Consider the following 16704-nt stretch of genomic DNA (forward strand, 5'->3'; position numbering starts at 1 on the left):
GAAGTAGGGTGGCTTTAACAGTCAGTGAATTTGAACGCGCCTATAAAGAAGAAGTCTTGCAGTTGTTTGCGGAATCGTGGCAGACAGCTAGTTTAGACCAACAGTTTGCGGCGCTCGCAAGTCTGGTCAAGCGCTATAGCGCCAGTGACTGGTCGCAAACCAAACAAGCCGTTGACCATAACAATGAGAAACAAATCTATTATTTTTCGATTGAGTTCTTGCCCGGGCGTATGTTAGCGACGAACTTGTTGAATCTGGGAATTCTAACGACCGTCGAACGCGCCTTCAAAGAAATGGGGCTGAACTTCAAACGTGTGCTCGGAATGGAGGTTGATCCTGGTCTGGGCAATGGTGGCCTGGGCCGGTTGGCTTCATCATTTCTTGATGCGATGGCGTCCATTGGGATTAACGGTAATGGTAATGGCCTGCGCTATCAGACTGGGCTATTCAAACAAGATTTTCTTAATGGCTACCAAGTTGAGCTGCCTGACGACTGGCTCCGAAACGGCTACGTCTGGGAAACACGCAAGATTGAACGAGCGGTAGTTGTGCGCTTTGGCGGTGAGGTTAATTTGCTGCCTAGCGCGGATGGCCGCTTATTAGCCCAATATCGGCATACGGAAAATGTACTGGCAGTGCCATACGACATCCCTCAAATTGGGTATCGCAATGGCCACGTCAATACGATGCGGCTGTGGCAAGCGGAGCCGCCAGCTATGGGCCAACCGTTAACGGTGGCACAACGTGAAGAAATTAGTGCCATTTCGCAAAGCCTCTATCCAGATGACTCGACTGAAGCTGGGCGGCGGTTGCGATTGCGCCAGGAATACTTTTTGGTTTCGGCGGGTCTGCAAAGTATCGTGCGCCATTATCGTAAAACACATCAAGATTTTACTCAGTTCGCGCAGACGGTGGCAGTGCATATCAATGACACTCATCCTGCCATGGCGATTCCGGAATTGATGCGCCTCTTGCTCGATGAAGTGCGCCTTGATTGGGATAGCGCCTGGGCCATCACGGTGCAGGTGATGAGTTACACCAACCATACGTTATTGCAGGAGGCCTTGGAAACCTGGTCCATTGATTTGTTTGCGCCACTCTTGCCACGAATTTATCAAATCATTCAAGAAATCGATCACCGATTCCGCAGCGCGTATCACGATGCCGACCCAGCACTAATCGACAGTATTGCACCGTTGGGCCACAATATGGTGCGGATGGCCTATCTCGCGGTTTGGGGGAGTCATGCCGTAAACGGTGTGGCGGCCCTACACACGCGCCTGCTTGAAGAGAGTGTCTTGAGCGGTTGGTACCAATTGGTGCCTGAGCGCTTCAGCAATCAAACAAATGGCATTACTTTGCGGCGCTGGGTTCAGTTGGCTAATCGTCCATTAGCTAAGTTACTGGATAAAACAATCGGCTCCGATTGGCGGCGCTCTCCACTAGCCATTGAAGCATTGCAGCCTTTTGCCGACCAACCGAAGTTTCTGCATAAATTGGCGGCAGCAAAGTTGAAGAATAAGCGATCATTGGCAGCGTACGTCAAACGGACCGTGGGTTTGTCCATTGCCACCGATGCCATGTTTGATGTCCAAATCAAGCGCCTACATGCGTATAAGCGGCAGTTGCTTCACTTGTTGCGCATTATCGACCAGTATCAAACGCTCAAGGCAGGCTTAGCCGGTGGCCCGAAGTATGTGCATATCTTTGCGGCCAAGGCGGCGCCAGGCTATTACTATGCCAAGGAGATTATTAAAGCTATCAATGCGACGGCTGACTTGATTAATCATGATCCAGAGGTCAATCAACAATTACAGGTCGCCTTCCTACCGAACTACAGTGTGTCTTTGGCGGAACGCATTATTGCGGCAGCCGATGTGTCTGAACAGATTTCGTTGGCAGGTAAAGAAGCCAGCGGGACCAGCAACATGAAGTTAATGGCCACAGGCGCAGTGACTTTGGCCACGATGGATGGCGCCAATATTGAAATTTATGACGCTGTTGGGGCAGCTAACATGATGACCTTCGGGCTTTCGAGTGAACAAGTCCTGCAGCATCAACGAAATTTCGATTACTCCGCGCGTGATTTATTTGAACGCGATCCTCGCATCCATCGCATTGTGTCAGCTTTGATTGACGGTACGATTCCAGGTATTGAGGTTGAAGGTCAAGATATTTATCAGTCATTGATTCAATATAATGATGAATACTTTGTCTTGGCTGATTTGAAAGCCTATCTGGATGCGGGGGCACGACTTGATGAACTGTACTTACGTCCAGAGGCCTGGGGTAAAATGGTGGTGGCCAATCTCGCCGCTAGTGGCCGTTTCTCTTCGGATTTGACGGTCGCCGGTTATGCGCGCGATATTTGGCATGTTACCCCTGAAAACCAGGTGAATCGGCATGAATTATAACTCGTTTACCGATCGCCAACCGTTTGGGGCGGTCCTAGTTGGGACAACTATTACGTGGAACTTAAAGCCCAGTGAGGAAGACGCGATTTGGTTGCTTCTGTATCGTGATGGCTATTGGGATAAGCCCGATAGAATTGCTTTTGTCCACCAAGCAAGTGGTTGGCAGGCAAGCGCGACCTTACCAGACGCCGGCCTCTGGTACTACGGATTCGAAAGTCGTCGAACCGATCAGACAACTTGGTATGGCTGTGTGGATGGTGGATTTGGCGGATTAGGCCAGAACTATGCTGACTTTAACCAGTTACAGCGTTATCAAATAACCGTGATGGCCCAAACTGAAACAATCCCTGATTGGTGGCACAATGCGCTGGTTTACCACATCTTTGTGGACCGTTTTAGCAATGGTAATGCTGATGGGCATGTTTTAGCGCCGAAACCAAATAGCTTTATCTATGGACAAAAGACGGACCGCCCTTATTACATTCGTGACAGTCAGGGAGAGATTGTGCGCTGGGACTTTTATGGTGGCAATCTGCTGGGAATTCAGCAGGCGTTACCCTTACTCCAAGCCCGCGGGGTGACTGTGCTGTATCTAAGCCCAATCTTTGAAGCCCGTAGCAATCACCGGTATGATACAGGTGATTACGAGAAAATCGACGCCATGTTGGGCGATTTGGACCAGTTCAAAGCATTTGTTCAGGCCGTGCATCACGCTGGCATGCATCTCATCTTGGATGGGGTCTTTAATCACGTGGGAGCGGATTCGCGCTACTTCAATGCAGTTGGCGACTATCCTAACATTGGGGCAGCCAATCGTCGTGATAGCCCCTACGCAGACTGGTTTACGTTTAAACATTTTCCTGATGATTACGCGAGTTGGTGGGGCGTGCGCGATTTGCCGGCAGTCAATAAGGAAAATCAAGATTTCCATCATTTTATTGCTGGTTCAGAGGGTGTCGTTAACGACTGGACAGCCCTTGGTGTTGATGGCTGGCGCTTGGATGTCGTCGATGAGCTGGCGGATGATTTCGTCAGCGCAATTCGCCAGCGGCTCAATCAATTTCCCAACCGTTTGCTGATTGGCGAAGTTTGGGAAGACGCCTCGCATAAAATCGCTTATGGCAAGCGTCGCACATACTTCCAAGACAATCAGCTGCAGGCCACGATGAATTACCCACTCCGCCAGTTGTTGCTGGACTTAATCGGGCAACGCCTCATGCCTGAAGCGTTTATTCGCCAATTGATGACATTGAAAGAAAACTATCCCGCGGTGATTTTTGATCACAACTTCAATTTGCTGGACAGTCATGACACCCCCCGCGTGTTGACGACTTTGAACGGCAATCTTCAGCAGCTCCAAGCCATTATTACCTTGCTGTTCACGCTGCCGGGAAACCCAGTGATCTATTATGGGGATGAAGTGGGCCTAGTTGGGGGACCCGATCCTGACAATCGGGCATTTTATCCTTGGGGCCATGAGAACCAAGCGGTCTTAGCGATGTACCAGCAAGCTATTCAGCGGCGTTATACCCAGCCGGCTTTAGATAACGCGGCGAGCTGGTTCCCGTTTAGTTTCGTTGGTGGTGTTGGGTATTTGCGTAGCAGCGAAGACCAGAGGCTCCTGATAGTGGTCAATACGACGCCACAGGCGCAACACATCGTCAATCCGGATTTAACCCTGGTACCGGTTCATTTGCGCCAGTATATTCCTTTGAATCGCGGCCTTGAGCCTTGGGCAACCCTCGTGGCAGAAATCCAATAAAAAACGTCTTCGGCGAGCAGAGCCGAAGACGTTTTTGCGTCTGCCGACAAGTTTGGTCTATGTAAAAATAATTGTCTGAAAATGAGTTGTTGCGGAAATGGTAAGAGTTTATGAATTTTCTTAAAGCGCTTGCAAATGTAATGGCAAGGCGGTAGGCTTAATTTGTAATATCGAATTGTGCGAATATAGGAGGGCGATTACATGACGCAACATGCTTATATGATTGGTACAGGTATCGGTAATTTAGCTGCCGCGATTTATCTGATTCGCGATGGTGGCTGGCAAGGTAATCAAATCACGCTAATGGGTCTGGAGAAACACGGCGCTAACGACGGTGCTTTGGCTGCCGACTATCAAGCCGAATATGGCAACAATGCCCTGAAGAACAGCAAAGGTTTCTTAGCCAAAGGTGGCCGGATGCTGAACGAAGAGACGTATGAAAATCTTTGGGATTTGATGGCCTCGGTCCCATCGCTTGACCATCCTGGCCAAAGTGTCACCGACGATATTTTGAACTTTGATCACGCACACCCAACTCATGATGTTGCACGCTTGATTGACCGTGATGGCCTGCGAATTGGACCAAATAAGAACAATTACAACCACATGCAATTTAATAATAAGGATCGAGCCTTGCTGACCAAACTGATTATGCTGCCAGAGAAGGACGAACAGACGCTCAACGACATTAGTATCACTGAGTGGTTTAAGAACAGTCCTCACATTTTCGAGACCAATTTCTGGTATATGTGGGAAACCACTTTTGCTTTTAAGACGACAAGCAGTGCGATGGAATTGCGGCGTTATATGATTCGTATGATTCTAGAATTCACCCGGATTAACACGCTTGAAGGCGTAACCCGGACACCATACAATCAATATGAAAGCTTGATTCTGCCAATGCGAAAGTATTTGGAAGACCGCGGAGCAGAATTTATTAATGACAGGAAAATCACCGCGTTTAATTTCAAAGATACACCGCTCCAAGACGACATCATTGTGACAGGCCTGCAATTTGAGAATGTTGAAACTGGTGAAGTCGGCGAAATCCCGGTCAAGGAAGATGATCTGGTCTTCGATACGAACGGGGCTATCACTGACTCCTCTTCACTAGGGGACTTCACCACGCCAGTCAAAGAAAACATGGAATATGCACCGAGTGCCTTGCTCTGGAAGCAAGCGGCCGAACACTTCTATAGCTTGGGCCATCCAGATAAGTTCTTTGGTGATCGGACGCAAAGCGAATGGATGAGTTTCACAGTGACGACAGATAATCATTATTTGTTGGATCAAATTACGCGCATTACCCAACAACAACCAGGCAATGCATTGAATACATTCATTGATAGCTCAGCCCTGTTATCCATTGTGGTTCATCATCAACCGCATTTTAAGGCACAAAAACCAAACGAAACTGTCTTCTGGGGGTACTTCCTGTACCCACGCCGCAACGGTGACTTCGTACAAAAGCCCGTGATGGAAATGACAGGGGAAGAAATGCTCGAAGAGTTACTCGGTCACTTGGCTAAGGCTGATAAGAGCAACGACAATCTGGCTAATCATCATGAAGAAATTATGCAGAGTGTGGTTAATGTTATCCCAGCGTTCATGCCCTATGCTTCGGCACTGTTTAATCAACGGGCATTGGGAGATCGGCCACAAGTTGTCCCTGAACACAGCCACAACTTGGCTTTCATTAGCCAATTTGCGGAACAACCTTACGACATGGTCTTTACGGAACAGTACTCAATTCGGGCGGCACAACGGGCTGTCTACACGTTCTTAGGCATCCCACTGACTGAAATGACCCCAATGCATCACTATGACAAAGATCCAAAAGTGATGCTCAAAGCCGCAAAGACGATGTTCCGTTAAGTCTAAGGAGGACTATGCGATGAAAGTATTTAAAAAAGTACTCAAGTGGACCTTGCTATTAGGCACAGTTAGCGGCGGGATTGCCATGGCTGTGAAGAAGTATGCTGACACCTTAAACGAATAAATGCCGGCACTGTCTAAACGAATTCCAAGGCTAATTTAAATTGGGAACATAACGCAAAAGCCCCACCACAAACTCACTTCAGTTTGCGGTGGGGCTTTTTGGGGGCTGGTTACAGCCCAGGGATGGGCTCGACCAATAAAGGTTGATGCAACCCATCAAAATAGGTGACGGTCTTGTTAACTAAGTTGGTTTCCCACATTGGCACCCCCGCTTCGCCGGCTAGTTCACAGAAACGTTCAAAGTCAAATTGCCCGGCTTGGGCGCCACGGACGGCAGCTTTAATTTTTGCCGCATCACTGACCGCCGTAACTGGTTTTGGCACACCGTTCATCGGCAAGTCAATTGACGAGTTAACGTCATAATAGCGATAAACGCCTTCAGCGACTAAGTAATCATAGTGGGTGACGCCGAGGGCTTTGAACGCCTGCATTAAGCGGGCAAATCCACTGGCATTACCCTCTTGGTTCACCGCTGCTTGAATGGCTTGATAATTTAACGTCATGGTTTGACTCCTTTTGATTGCTATAACTGCTGATGCGATGGTTGATATTGTTGTTGATGCTTCTTGGATGTACACTGGATAAATTATGAAAAAGGCTGGTGAAGACTGTGGTTGGCATTTTGTTCGGGTTGATAGGCCTGATGACAATCAGTTATCTGTGGGTATTGGGTAAGGATTTAATGCGCCATCGACCCGAGATGCAAGCAGAACCAGCGAATCGCCGGCTCTTGCCGTTGACTGCCATGCTGATCTTTTTCTTGTCGACCTTTGGGGCGTCAGATTTTGCGATTAGTACGGCTATCTACACCCGGCTCAAGTGGGTTGATATCCGCAATCTGCCGGGGACGGTGAACGCGCAGTGTGTCATTCCCTTGGTGGTCATGGCTGTCGCGTATATTAGCCGCATTCAAATGAGTTGGTGGCTGCTGACCTTGTGTATTGCCGCTCAAGTGCTGGGGGCGTTTGTGGGACCACGGCTGGTGATGCGCTTGCCGGATGCGTTAATTCGGCGGGTCGTGGGTATTGGCTTGTTGATTTCGGCGCTTTTGTTGTTTAGCGGGCAAGTACATTGGCTCCATACCACCGGCACCGCCACCAGCTTGTCTCCAGCCAAAACCGGCTTGCTAGCGACGCTGCTGTTTATCTACGGTGCATTGAATAATGTTGGGATTGGTTCGTTTGCGCCAACGTTAATCACCGTTTCATTAATGGGATTAAGCCCGTTATTGGCGTTTCCCATTATGATGGGGGCGGCTGTATTCTCTATTCCCGTTGGCAGTATGGTATTCATCAAAGCTGGGCAATACAACCGCAGCGTCGTGGCTTGGACGTCAATTTTTGGTGTAGTGGGGGTACTGGTCGCTATTTTCATCGTTGGCCAACTTCAACTGACCGTCATTAATTGGATTATTCTAGTGGTATTACTGTATGCGGCGTACTTGCTAATCAAGCCAGCCACAACAAAAAAAGCCAATCCATCGGCTTAGTCTTGATTAGGGATGAAGACACAAGATTCAATGAGTTGGCGTTTTACCTGATCGAAAGTGACGGGTTGCGCCTTGGCAAAGGCTTCCTGGGGAGCCGTTTGTGTGTGGATGTGATCGTTATTTTGGAAATTAGTCGTCGTCAGGAAGGTCACTGTTTCGGGTGTGGTCGTCACGACATAACGATAGTCACCGCTAGGTAATTGGTACCAAGTTTCTGTTTGCATGATTTCGACCTCCTTTTTGGGTACTGTAGCGAAAAATTGTGCACAATGCAACTGATTAGCCGTTGAGGTCAATATGCAGATATGCTACACTGAATGCACAATAAGACCAGAGAATCGCAGTAGTGGTATGGACAAGATGAAGAAACTTGGTGGTTGCTGCAAACCAAGCTTGGCCATACGACGAATTACACCCTGGCTGGGTCGTGCCTTTATCCACGAAGAGCAGATGGCTGCACGGCCATAATATGGGTGGTACCGCGGAAGATTTCGTCCCTAATCACATTTATTTGTGATTGGGGTATTTTTTTGGTCAAAAATAGGAGGATAACATGGCAGATAATATTATTGACGAACTCGCTTGGCGCGGGGCATTGAACCAATTAACCGATGAAGAAGGCTTACGCGCACTCGTGAGCGAAAAGTCCGTCGGCATATACGTCGGTACCGATCCCACCGGGGACAGTTTGCACGTTGGACATTTGATTCCGTTCATGATGCTCAAACGATTCCAACTGATGGGCCACCATCCTGTCATCGTGATTGGCGGTGGGACTGGCTCCATTGGTGATCCTTCTGGGCGTAATTCAGAACGGGTGCTGCAAAGTATGGATCAGGTCCAAGCCAATCAGAAGAAGCTGACCGACCAGATGGTGCATTTGTTTGGAACCAAAGATTTCCGGATTGTGAACAACTATGATTGGTTGAGTAAGATTTCCTTGCTTGATTTCTTACGTGATTATGGGAAGTTATTCAGTGTAAATACGATGTTGGCAAAAGACGTGGTGGCCAGTCGTTTAGAGGCTGGTATTTCGTACACCGAATTTACCTACCAAATTCTGCAGGCAGTGGATTTCTTGACCTTGTTCACCCAAGAAGACGTGCAAGTCCAATTGGGCGGGGCTGATCAGTGGGGGAATATCACCGCTGGGATTGACTTGATTCATCGCCTTAAGGGCCAAGAAGCCAAAGCCTATGGCCTGACCAATCCATTGATGCTGAAGTCTGACGGTACCAAGTTCGGGAAGTCCGCTGGGGGCGCCATCTGGTTGGACCCAGAAAAGACCTCACCATATGAGTTCTATCAATTCTGGTTTAATCAAGATGACGCCGATGTGGAGAAGTTCTTGAAGTTCTTTACCTTCTTGTCTCAAGAAGAAATCGCTGAGCTCGTGGAATCCACTAAGACCCATCCTGAAAAGCGGGAAGCCCAACGCCGCTTGGCCCAAGAAGTGACTCGTTTTGTTCACAGCCAAGCTGCCGTTGACCAAGCCGAAGCCATTTCAGCGGCCCTGTTCTCTGGCGATGTGGCCGATTTGTCAGCTGACGCCATTGAACAAGGCTTCAAGCAATTCCCAAGTGTGGAGGTGCCAAACACCCCAGAAAACATTGTCACCTGGTTGGTCGACACTGCCAAGATTGAATCTTCTCGCCGGCAAGCTCGTGAAGACATTCAAAATGGTGCCATCACCATTAATGGGACCAAACAAACTGATTTGGATTTTGAAATTGACCCAAGTGCCCATTTTGACGGCAAGTTCGTCATCGTCCGCCGCGGGAAGAAAAAGTATTTCTTAGCGCGCGTTCAAGGGTAGTTTTTACCAAGCAAAAAAGGCAGTCCATATTGTACATGGACTGCCTTTTTTAGTATGCTGTGAAGCAAGAAGTTAAGTAAGTTTATATTCAATTGTTGTGGCATCTGTCACGGCGAATATCAGAACCTTCAAGTTCACATATCGCGCTATTGATTTGAGATGCTATACTCATAGTAACGACCAATTATGAAGAAAAGTCAGGGATGCAGTTAACTTTTCGTTAAGCTCCTGACACGGGAGGGACAAGTTATGCGGTACACCGTCATCGGCGCGTCATATCATCAAAAGTCATTATCAGTTTTCTATGCGGGCCTGGATGGTCAGGTGCTAGACACCTACGAAGCAGCATTGAGTGAAGCGATTGCCATGTTAGAAGCTGAATTAGGCACGAGTACGTTACCTGAAATCAAAGACTTGTTGACCCAAGTGCAGGCCGTCAAAGTCAGCACGGTCGACGATTTGAATGACTTGGACAATGCCACTGACGATTTGTTATCAGTGAGTTGGTTTGATGATGAACATTTTGTTTTAGCGGTCATGAACAGCAAAGAATCATATCAATTGCATCTGGAAGTGTTACCAACGTTGGACGCAGAACACGATTAAATTGAAGGCGGAACAGCATGGAAACAGCGCATAAATTAATCATTATTACTGGCGCAACGGGCACTGGGAAGACCACGGTCAGCCGGTATTTAACGGAGAACTATCACATTAAGCGGGTGATGACACACACGACTCGCCCAATGCGCGTTGGTGAAGAGAACGGCGTGGACTATTATTTTGAGACGCCAGAATCATTTGCCACCAAACACTACATTGAAGCTGTCACTTACGCTGGCTATCAGTATGGCAGTTCTCATGAATCACTCAATAAAGCGTGGGCTAAGGCCCCATTTGTGAGTATCGTGCTGGATACAGCTGGTGCGATTACATACGCCCGTAATATTCCTAGCGACATCGTGGTCTTGTATCTGACTATTGACGATCCCAACGTGCTCCGCCAGCGGCTTTTAGGGCGAGGGGACGAGCCAAAAATGGTTGAAGCCCGGCTCCAAAGCCCCGAGTATACACGCGATCTTAGCTTGCCAGATGAACTCAAACCATTCGCCACAGTCATTAATAACGATTCCTGGCCGGCAGCTCAAGTCCAAATTGATGCTTTTATGAAGCATTTGGCGCTGAAGGCAGCTGGACTTGATTCTAATGTTGCAAACGAAACGATGCCTGAACACTAGGCCCAGAACCAGAAGACACGAACACACAGTGATAAAATGTGCGTTTGTGTCTTTTTTTGTCATCATTCGTAATGTTTATATGGTCGTTGTGTAACATGGCTGTAACAGTCGTTGGGTATGATGATTCTCGTAAGTTAAGAAATCGATAAATAAACCTTAAAAAAATTTGAAGTAAGACGTTGGAGGAGACATATTTTGAAGAATCTGAAAAAGCATTTTGTTGCAGCTGCTACAGTTGGTTTCATTGGGTTAACCGGGATTGCATTGGGTTCACAAAGCAATAACACCGTTTCTGCTGCCGAAGTTGGTGGCGTAATCACTGTCAACTACACCCCAGGTTATGGGATTGCGATTTGGGATTCTCCACAAGCTAACCATAATTACTTGGGCCGTAAGCTCAATCATGGTACTGCTTGGAAGGTCTTTGGCAAGCAAGTTGTCAATGGTAAGACATGGTACAACTTGGGCGGGAACCAATGGATCGACGCTACTTATACCGTTGATGGTCAAGTTTCCCAAGCCCCTTCAGCTGTTGACTCTGTCATCAAGTTAGCTAAGCAACAATTGGGCAAGCCTTATGTTTGGGGCGGCAAGGGTCCTAGCGCTTTTGATTGCTCAGGTTTGATGTACTACGTCTTTAAGAATGCGACTGGTAAGAATATTGGTGGTTACACCGTGCCTCAAGAAAGTGCCGGCAAGCAAGTGTCAATTAACAGCTTGAAGCCTGGTGACTTAGTATTCTGGGGTAGCCGTGGTGCAACCTACCACGTTGGCTTGTACATTGGTAATGGCCAATACTTACACGCTCCAGCTCCTGGTCAAGGTGTTAAGATTCAAAGCCTCTCCAGTTTCACACCATCATTTGGTGTTCGCGTTCTGTAATTTAACGTCAATTAATGAAGGCCTCCGAAAATTCGGAGGCCTTTTTCTGTGTCATTGGTTGGCAATTGTTACAAGTTGCCTGGCATCATTAGACCTTATTTTTCGATAATAATGACCTATGGTTGCCTTGATCGCGGCAATAGCCGTTATCATTGCGGGCAATTTAATTGTTAACGGCTTTAACGTTGCAATATGACTGCGTTGAAATCGTAATCATTCTATGCTCTGTTTGTAACGTTTTCGTAACAAGTAAGCGGTATGATGATTCTCGTGAGTTAAGTTACCTCACCACTAATCAAAAAACATTCGGAGGATTCGGATCTTGAAGCAATCAAAAAAACATTTAAGTGCCATTTTGGCCGCAGCATTACTTGGTTTAGCAGGTTTAGGTTTCAGCACACAGAGTCAATCAGTTTCAGCTGCACAAGCAGGTGAAGTGGTGACAGTTAACTATGTGCCTGGTTATGGGATTGCCTTGTGGAACTCACCACAAGCAGACCACACCTTCTTAGGCCGGACATTAGGTCACGGGACTGCCTGGAAAGTATTCGATGTTAAGACAGTTAACGGTAACACATGGTACAACTTGGGCGGCGATCAATGGATCGACGGCAAGTACACCGTTGATGGCCAAGTGTCTCAAGCACCTAGTGCACCTGATCACTCAAACCAAGCTAACGCTTATCCTTGGGGCCAATGCACTTACTATGTCAAAATGGTTGCACCATGGGTTGGCTCATATTGGGGTAATGGTAACCAATGGGGTGCTTCAGCTAAGCGCGAAGGTTACACTGTTAACAACACACCAGCAGCTGGCGCCGTTGTTAGTTTCGCAGCTGGTCAATTAGTTGGTAACTGGCGTGCCGATTACACATACGGTCACGTGGCTTATGTCAAGTCATACAACGCTTGGAACAACACCATTACCATTACCCAAGGTGGCATGGGCTTCAGTAACCCAACGGGTCCAAACACCCAGACTATCGGTAATGCTAAGGCATTTACTTACATCCACCGTTAATCAACTCAATTCGACTGATCAATTGCGTTAAGACGCATCAATAATCATGGACTGTAACCTAACCTTATCGTTTCGTTGCAGTCTTTTTTTGTGGAGGAAACTATGGATGACATTGAATTCATTCCCTTAACTGTCAGAAATTTGAGCTTAGCTTTACCTATTTATGAGGCCAATCGAGCTTATTATGATTTGCTAGAAACCGCAGTGAGCGTCAAGACCATTGAAGATGACTTAGTGGCTTTGCCTGCGGGTGTCCAAATTTCGCAGAAGCATTTCGGGGTGATTGCCCAGCAAGGCCGGCCACTGGCAGTGTTAGATGTGGTAACCGGTTACCCCGGCGCAGAGACGGCCTACATCGGGCTCTTATTGGTTGCTGATAAAGGGCGGGGGATCGGTGGCCGGATTTTGGTAGAACTTGAAACGCGACTCAAAGCCAGCGGTTATCAGCAAATTGGCCTGGCAGTCCTCCGTAATAATCCCCGCGCTCAACATTTTTGGACACAACAGGGTTTCACAGCGACTGGGGCTGCTGTCGCGCAAGCAGGTTCATCGCAAGTGAGCGTCATCAGTTATCAGAAACCCTTATAACGCAAAAAGCCTCATCGGCCGGCTTGGCTGATGAGGCTTTGTTATCTCTAGGGTATTTCATGGCCGAGAAAATCGGCAAAGGCAGTGACACTTTGATCGAGAAATGCAATTGTTGCTGGTTGATTCAGTTGGCCGGTCTCATCAAATTGATGGGAGCTATCGGTAATGAGGAATTCATTGCCGGGCAGGATATGTGCGCCAATCCCAGGTGAATCCAGAATCTGGCGCAGATGGCCTTGCGCCCGGACAGTTCCCATCGGGCCTAATGATGCGCCAACAATCATCACCGGTTTGCCGACCATTGGGTGTTCAACGCGTGAGCACCAGTCGAGGGCATTCTTCAATGCTGTGGGCACACTGTGATTATGCTCCGCAGTGGCAATAATGACGCCATCGGCCTCGGCAATGGCTGCGCGAAAGGCGACTACTGCTGGCGTTGGATTATTTTCGTCATCTTGCGAATACATTGGCAAGGTGCCTGTTTCTAAAAGATTTAATTCAAATTGATTGGCATATCGCGTTTGCATATATTGCAGCAACAAGCGATTGCGCGAGCCTGACCAGTTATTCCCCACAATGCCGACAAGCTTGTACATGACTTCACTCCCTTATAAAATAAAAAAGATACCGACCAAGTCGATATCTTGATTGTAACACTACTTAGTTACCTTTTTATTCGCTTTAATGATGCGTAATGCCCGAGAACGGGTCCGACCATTCTTGCTCTTTAACCGGCGTAATGCACTTGCGTAATCAGTCTTTTCAGCCATAATCAGATCTCCTTAGGTAAATTGTTTTTAGATTTTAGATATGCTAGACTACAAGTATTAATCGTAATCAATACGTTTTATTATATACTTACTTTGAGTAAGCGTCAAGCGCTCAGGAGGCTTAAATGACTGACACAGCAATTGCATTAGATAAGTTGAAACAGCAGGGCATGCGCTTGACTAAGCAGCGCTCAGATTTGGTGCACTACTTGAGTCAGTACCAAGATGAATATGTGCCAATTACACAGATTGATCGCTATATGCGTGATCTCTATCCGGGTTTGTCACATGATACCATCTACCGCAACATCAAATCATTTGAAGAACTGGGTATTGTAGAAGCCCATCAAGAAAATGACCAAACAACGGTCAAATTCCAATGTGATTTTCAACATCCCCATCATCATCACTTTATTTGTTCAAACTGCCATCGCGTTCAAGAGCTCGAGATGTGTCCGCTAGATTTCTTCGAGGAACAGTTGCCTGGTGCTACCATCACCGGCCATCGATTTGAACTCTACGGGTTATGCGCGGAATGCACCGAAAAGTTAACGCAAACTAAATAAACTCGTACAAAAACAGTCGTGACTGATTCTAGGCAGAATCAGTCCGGCTGTTTTTGCGTGGCTTAGCACGACGCCACAGCCCTAACTGCGGTACAATATTCATATGTGTTACGAAAGGAGGGCCAACATGGCTTATCGGACACCACCATTGTTGCCACCAGCAGCAATTGTTTCATTGATTATCTTTATTAGTGCCTATAACGTCATTAACACCTTGAATCCAGTCAACCAACCTAAGTCCTCCGAGGATCAAAGTTCACTGGTTTCTTCTATTAATAAACAATCCAATAGTAAAAATGAATCCCAACCAAGTAGCAGTTCAAGTGAACAGCCTTCAAGTTCAAGTGTTTCATCAAGTTCGACCTCAGAGGAAAGCACAAGCACACCGGAGAGTTCCAGCAGTACCAAACCGGCCAGCAGCAGTAGCAGCACCGCTGAATCTAAATCGAGTAGCTCAGAACCTGAAAGTAGTAGTTCAAGTAGTGAATCCAGTGCTGTGGATTCCAGTTCGGGGGAATAGCCAATGCTTAGTTTTCTAGATATTTTAAATCGAATGCTAGGGTATTTTAATATTCAAGATCGCCCCAAAGGCCAGGTTTTCACCGTGGTGGCGTTCTTAGGTAATTTCTATCTGCTCTATATTGCCATTCAAAACTTACGCTATCCCGATTTTCGATTGCGGGGCGCGATGTTTCTGTTGGCGTTTGTGGTCTTGTTGTATTTCATCATTCTGAATTTCTTTTACTTTTTCACCCAGAAAACAGTGCCATTTGATATCTCACCAAAGATTGAGAAGGCCCTTGGCGGCAACCAGCAGCAGAAGAAGGCCGCTGAGCAAGCCATGTTGGCGCAGTCGCAGCCGCAAAATAATGGCCTGTTCGCTGATGACCAGATCTTGCCGGCCAATGTCACGATTTCAACCGATCAACAGGCCAACCTTGATCAGTTGATGGCCGACCTGGTGACCCAAGGCGCAGTTGCTTTAAATTATCAGGGGTTAGACGACCAGGCGTTGACGCATGTGGCTGAGGCCACTCAACAACCAGTGCTTGCCATGGGCGCCCCAGTTGCGGTCCCATTTTTCACCTTGCAAAAGGACGCGGACCAATTCGTAATTATGGGCGGCTTGAACGCGCTGAGTACGCAGCCCATTGGAACGATTACAGACGTTGGGCTCATGCCCGTGGCGCAGGCCACTAAAGATTATGACTTGGCTTTGGCGCAAGTGATGATCACAGGTGGCGAGAGTAAAAAGCTGGGCCGCAGTGGGCTGATGGTGACTCAGCAACCCTATACCATTAATGTACAAGTCGCCTATCAGGATAAGCCAACATGATGGCTCAGTTGCACAGGGGTCGTCACACCTGTAAAATTAATAATTAAGCGCACACAACCAAGGAGGGGATTACGGTGTCAATGATCGAATTTCATGACGTCGAGAAATATTACGGCAAGTTCCACGCGTTAAAGGATATTAATTTAACCATCGATCGCGGAGAAGTCGTGACAATAATCGGGCCTTCTGGGTCTGGTAAGAGTACCTTGCTTCGGACGATTAACGGCTTGGAACGGATTAGTGATGGCAAGTTAATCGTGAATAACTTTGACTTAGCTGACAAGAAGACCAATATGAATCGGATTCGCAAGAATGTCGGCATGGTGTTCCAGCATTTCAATCTTTATGCGAATAAAGATGTCCTTGATAACATTACCATCGGTCCTGAGCTCGTTTTAAAGCGCAATAAGACCGAAGTGGAGAAGGAAGCAATGGATTTACTCGACATGGTTGGGTTGGCTGATAAGGCCCATAATTACCCAGCTCAGTTGTCTGGTGGTCAGAAACAACGGGTCGCAATTGCACGGAGTTTAGCGATGCAGCCACGGGCCATTCTGTTTGATGAACCAACTAGTGCGTTGGATCCTGAAATGATTGGTGATGTGTTGGACGTTATGCAACAGATTGCCAAGCAAGGCATGACCATGGTCGTGGTGACCCACGAAATGGGCTTTGCGCGCAAAGTTGGGAATCGGATTGTGTTTATGGCAGACGGTCAGATTCTCGAGGACGCCCATGATGTGAATGCCTTCTTTGATAACCCACAAGAACCACGGGCGAAGGAATTCCTCAGCAAGATTATTAATCACTAAAGGAGGCACAGT

Annotated in this window: 17 protein-coding genes and 1 pseudogene; 14 read left to right on the top strand and 4 right to left on the bottom strand. The window is 47.4% G+C overall.

All coding sequences use genetic code 11. The annotated features are described in order from the left end of the window. Window positions 1–8 precede the first annotated feature (8 nt). From FC34_RS05790 to FC34_RS05800, 3 genes are all read left to right on the top strand, one after another. Window positions 9–2414: a glycogen/starch/alpha-glucan phosphorylase gene (locus FC34_RS05790; protein ID WP_057894450.1), complete on the top strand. Its 2406-nt coding sequence runs from the start codon at window positions 9–11 to the stop codon at window positions 2412–2414. Then, window positions 2404–4176 carry a glycoside hydrolase family 13 protein gene (locus FC34_RS05795; RefSeq protein WP_057894451.1) on the top strand — a complete coding sequence of 591 codons (1773 nt, stop codon included), beginning with the start codon at window positions 2404–2406 and terminating at the stop codon, window positions 4174–4176. The genes FC34_RS05790 and FC34_RS05795 overlap by 11 nt, the downstream gene beginning before the upstream one ends. Window positions 4177–4377: 201 nt before the next feature. Then, the gene (locus tag FC34_RS05800; RefSeq protein WP_057894452.1) at window positions 4378–6051 is read left to right on the top strand and encodes an oleate hydratase; all 1674 of its coding nucleotides are present in this window, start codon (window positions 4378–4380) and stop codon (window positions 6049–6051) included. Between the two features lie 233 nt (window positions 6052–6284). Here FC34_RS05800 and FC34_RS05805 read toward each other — a convergent pair whose 3' ends face one another. Continuing rightward, on the bottom strand, window positions 6285–6677 hold the full coding sequence (locus FC34_RS05805) for a DUF1398 family protein (RefSeq protein WP_057894453.1): 393 nt from the start codon (window positions 6675–6677) through the stop codon (window positions 6285–6287). A 98-nt stretch (window positions 6678–6775) separates the two neighbouring features. Here FC34_RS05805 and FC34_RS05810 point away from each other — a divergent pair, with 98 nt between their 5' ends. Further along, window positions 6776–7663 (top strand): sulfite exporter TauE/SafE family protein, encoded by an 888-nt coding sequence (locus FC34_RS05810; protein ID WP_235803406.1) that lies wholly within the window; start codon window positions 6776–6778, stop codon window positions 7661–7663. Here FC34_RS05810 and FC34_RS05815 read toward each other — a convergent pair. Next, window positions 7660–7887 (bottom strand): hypothetical protein, encoded by a 228-nt coding sequence (locus FC34_RS05815; RefSeq protein ID WP_057894454.1) that lies wholly within the window; start codon window positions 7885–7887, stop codon window positions 7660–7662. The genes FC34_RS05810 and FC34_RS05815 overlap by 4 nt on opposite strands. Before the next feature lie 329 nt (window positions 7888–8216). Here FC34_RS05815 and tyrS point away from each other — a divergent pair, with 329 nt between their 5' ends. The 6 genes and pseudogenes from tyrS (at window position 8217) to FC34_RS05845 (ending at window position 13208) form a co-directional block, all read left to right on the top strand. Beyond that, on the top strand, window positions 8217–9479 hold the full coding sequence (tyrS, locus tag FC34_RS05820; protein WP_057894455.1) for a tyrosine--tRNA ligase: 1263 nt from the start codon (window positions 8217–8219) through the stop codon (window positions 9477–9479). A 249-nt stretch (window positions 9480–9728) separates the two neighbouring features. Continuing rightward, complete coding sequence (locus tag FC34_RS05825) at window positions 9729–10085, top strand: hypothetical protein (protein WP_057894456.1); 357 nt, start codon at window positions 9729–9731, stop codon at window positions 10083–10085. A 17-nt stretch (window positions 10086–10102) separates the two neighbouring features. Then, complete coding sequence (locus FC34_RS05830; RefSeq protein WP_057894457.1) at window positions 10103–10717, top strand: AAA family ATPase; 615 nt, start codon at window positions 10103–10105, stop codon at window positions 10715–10717. A gap of 195 nt (window positions 10718–10912) precedes the next feature. Next, window positions 10913–11599, top strand: coding sequence for a C40 family peptidase (locus tag FC34_RS09895; protein WP_057894458.1), 687 nt, complete (start codon window positions 10913–10915; stop codon window positions 11597–11599). A 658-nt stretch (window positions 11600–12257) separates the two neighbouring features. Further along, a pseudogene (locus FC34_RS09670) lies at window positions 12258–12620 on the top strand (CHAP domain-containing protein); the annotation flags it as partial. Window positions 12621–12722: 102 nt separating this feature from the next. Beyond that, entirely contained in the window at window positions 12723–13208 is a 486-nt protein-coding gene (locus FC34_RS05845; protein WP_057894460.1) for a GNAT family N-acetyltransferase, read from the top strand. 47 nt (window positions 13209–13255) lie between these two features. On the opposite strand, the gene FC34_RS05850 is transcribed toward FC34_RS05845, so the two are convergent. Then, window positions 13256–13804, bottom strand: a complete 549-nt coding sequence (locus FC34_RS05850; protein WP_057894461.1) for an NADPH-dependent FMN reductase — start codon at window positions 13802–13804, stop codon at window positions 13256–13258. 60 nt (window positions 13805–13864) lie between these two features. Beyond that, window positions 13865–13978 (bottom strand): putative metal homeostasis protein, encoded by a 114-nt coding sequence (locus FC34_RS09675; protein ID WP_157052249.1) that lies wholly within the window; start codon window positions 13976–13978, stop codon window positions 13865–13867. A 125-nt stretch (window positions 13979–14103) separates the two neighbouring features. Here FC34_RS09675 and FC34_RS05855 point away from each other — a divergent pair, with 125 nt between their 5' ends. The 4 genes from FC34_RS05855 (at window position 14104) to FC34_RS05870 (ending at window position 16692) form a co-directional block, all read left to right on the top strand. Continuing rightward, window positions 14104–14544 (top strand): Fur family transcriptional regulator, encoded by a 441-nt coding sequence (locus FC34_RS05855; protein WP_057894462.1) that lies wholly within the window; start codon window positions 14104–14106, stop codon window positions 14542–14544. Window positions 14545–14671: 127 nt separating this feature from the next. Next, entirely contained in the window at window positions 14672–15064 is a 393-nt protein-coding gene (locus FC34_RS05860; RefSeq protein WP_057894463.1) for a hypothetical protein, read from the top strand. 3 nt (window positions 15065–15067) lie between these two features. Then, the gene (locus tag FC34_RS05865) at window positions 15068–15880 is read left to right on the top strand and encodes a DUF6681 family protein (RefSeq protein ID WP_057894464.1); all 813 of its coding nucleotides are present in this window, start codon (window positions 15068–15070) and stop codon (window positions 15878–15880) included. Window positions 15881–15960: 80 nt separating this feature from the next. After that, complete coding sequence (locus FC34_RS05870) at window positions 15961–16692, top strand: amino acid ABC transporter ATP-binding protein (protein WP_057894541.1); 732 nt, start codon at window positions 15961–15963, stop codon at window positions 16690–16692. The last annotated feature ends 12 nt before the right edge of the window (window positions 16693–16704 follow it).

Origin of the sequence: Lacticaseibacillus brantae DSM 23927 (genome assembly GCF_001436115.1) — a bacterium.
GTDB classification, from domain to species: domain Bacteria; phylum Bacillota; class Bacilli; order Lactobacillales; family Lactobacillaceae; genus Lacticaseibacillus; species Lacticaseibacillus brantae.

What these genes read in the sequence shown, in the direction of transcription:
- FC34_RS05860 (WP_057894463.1), top strand. Translation starts at nt 14,672, where the DNA reads ATGGCTTATCGGACACCACCATTGTTGCCACCAGCAGCAATTGTTTCA.
- FC34_RS05800 (WP_057894452.1), top strand. Translation starts at nt 4,378, where the DNA reads ATGACGCAACATGCTTATATGATTGGTACAGGTATCGGTAATTTAGCT.
- FC34_RS05815 (WP_057894454.1), bottom strand. Translation starts at nt 7,887, where the DNA reads ATGCAAACAGAAACTTGGTACCAATTACCTAGCGGTGACTATCGTTAT.
- FC34_RS05865 (WP_057894464.1), top strand. Translation starts at nt 15,068, where the DNA reads ATGCTTAGTTTTCTAGATATTTTAAATCGAATGCTAGGGTATTTTAAT.
- FC34_RS05825 (WP_057894456.1), top strand. Translation starts at nt 9,729, where the DNA reads ATGCGGTACACCGTCATCGGCGCGTCATATCATCAAAAGTCATTATCA.
- FC34_RS05805 (WP_057894453.1), bottom strand. Translation starts at nt 6,677, where the DNA reads ATGACGTTAAATTATCAAGCCATTCAAGCAGCGGTGAACCAAGAGGGT.
- FC34_RS05855 (WP_057894462.1), top strand. Translation starts at nt 14,104, where the DNA reads ATGACTGACACAGCAATTGCATTAGATAAGTTGAAACAGCAGGGCATG.
- FC34_RS05850 (WP_057894461.1), bottom strand. Translation starts at nt 13,804, where the DNA reads ATGTACAAGCTTGTCGGCATTGTGGGGAATAACTGGTCAGGCTCGCGC.
- FC34_RS05830 (WP_057894457.1), top strand. Translation starts at nt 10,103, where the DNA reads ATGGAAACAGCGCATAAATTAATCATTATTACTGGCGCAACGGGCACT.
- FC34_RS05870 (WP_057894541.1), top strand. Translation starts at nt 15,961, where the DNA reads ATGATCGAATTTCATGACGTCGAGAAATATTACGGCAAGTTCCACGCG.
- FC34_RS05845 (WP_057894460.1), top strand. Translation starts at nt 12,723, where the DNA reads ATGGATGACATTGAATTCATTCCCTTAACTGTCAGAAATTTGAGCTTA.
- FC34_RS05795 (WP_057894451.1), top strand. Translation starts at nt 2,404, where the DNA reads ATGAATTATAACTCGTTTACCGATCGCCAACCGTTTGGGGCGGTCCTA.
- tyrS (WP_057894455.1), top strand. Translation starts at nt 8,217, where the DNA reads ATGGCAGATAATATTATTGACGAACTCGCTTGGCGCGGGGCATTGAAC.
- FC34_RS09675 (WP_157052249.1), bottom strand. Translation starts at nt 13,978, where the DNA reads ATGGCTGAAAAGACTGATTACGCAAGTGCATTACGCCGGTTAAAGAGC.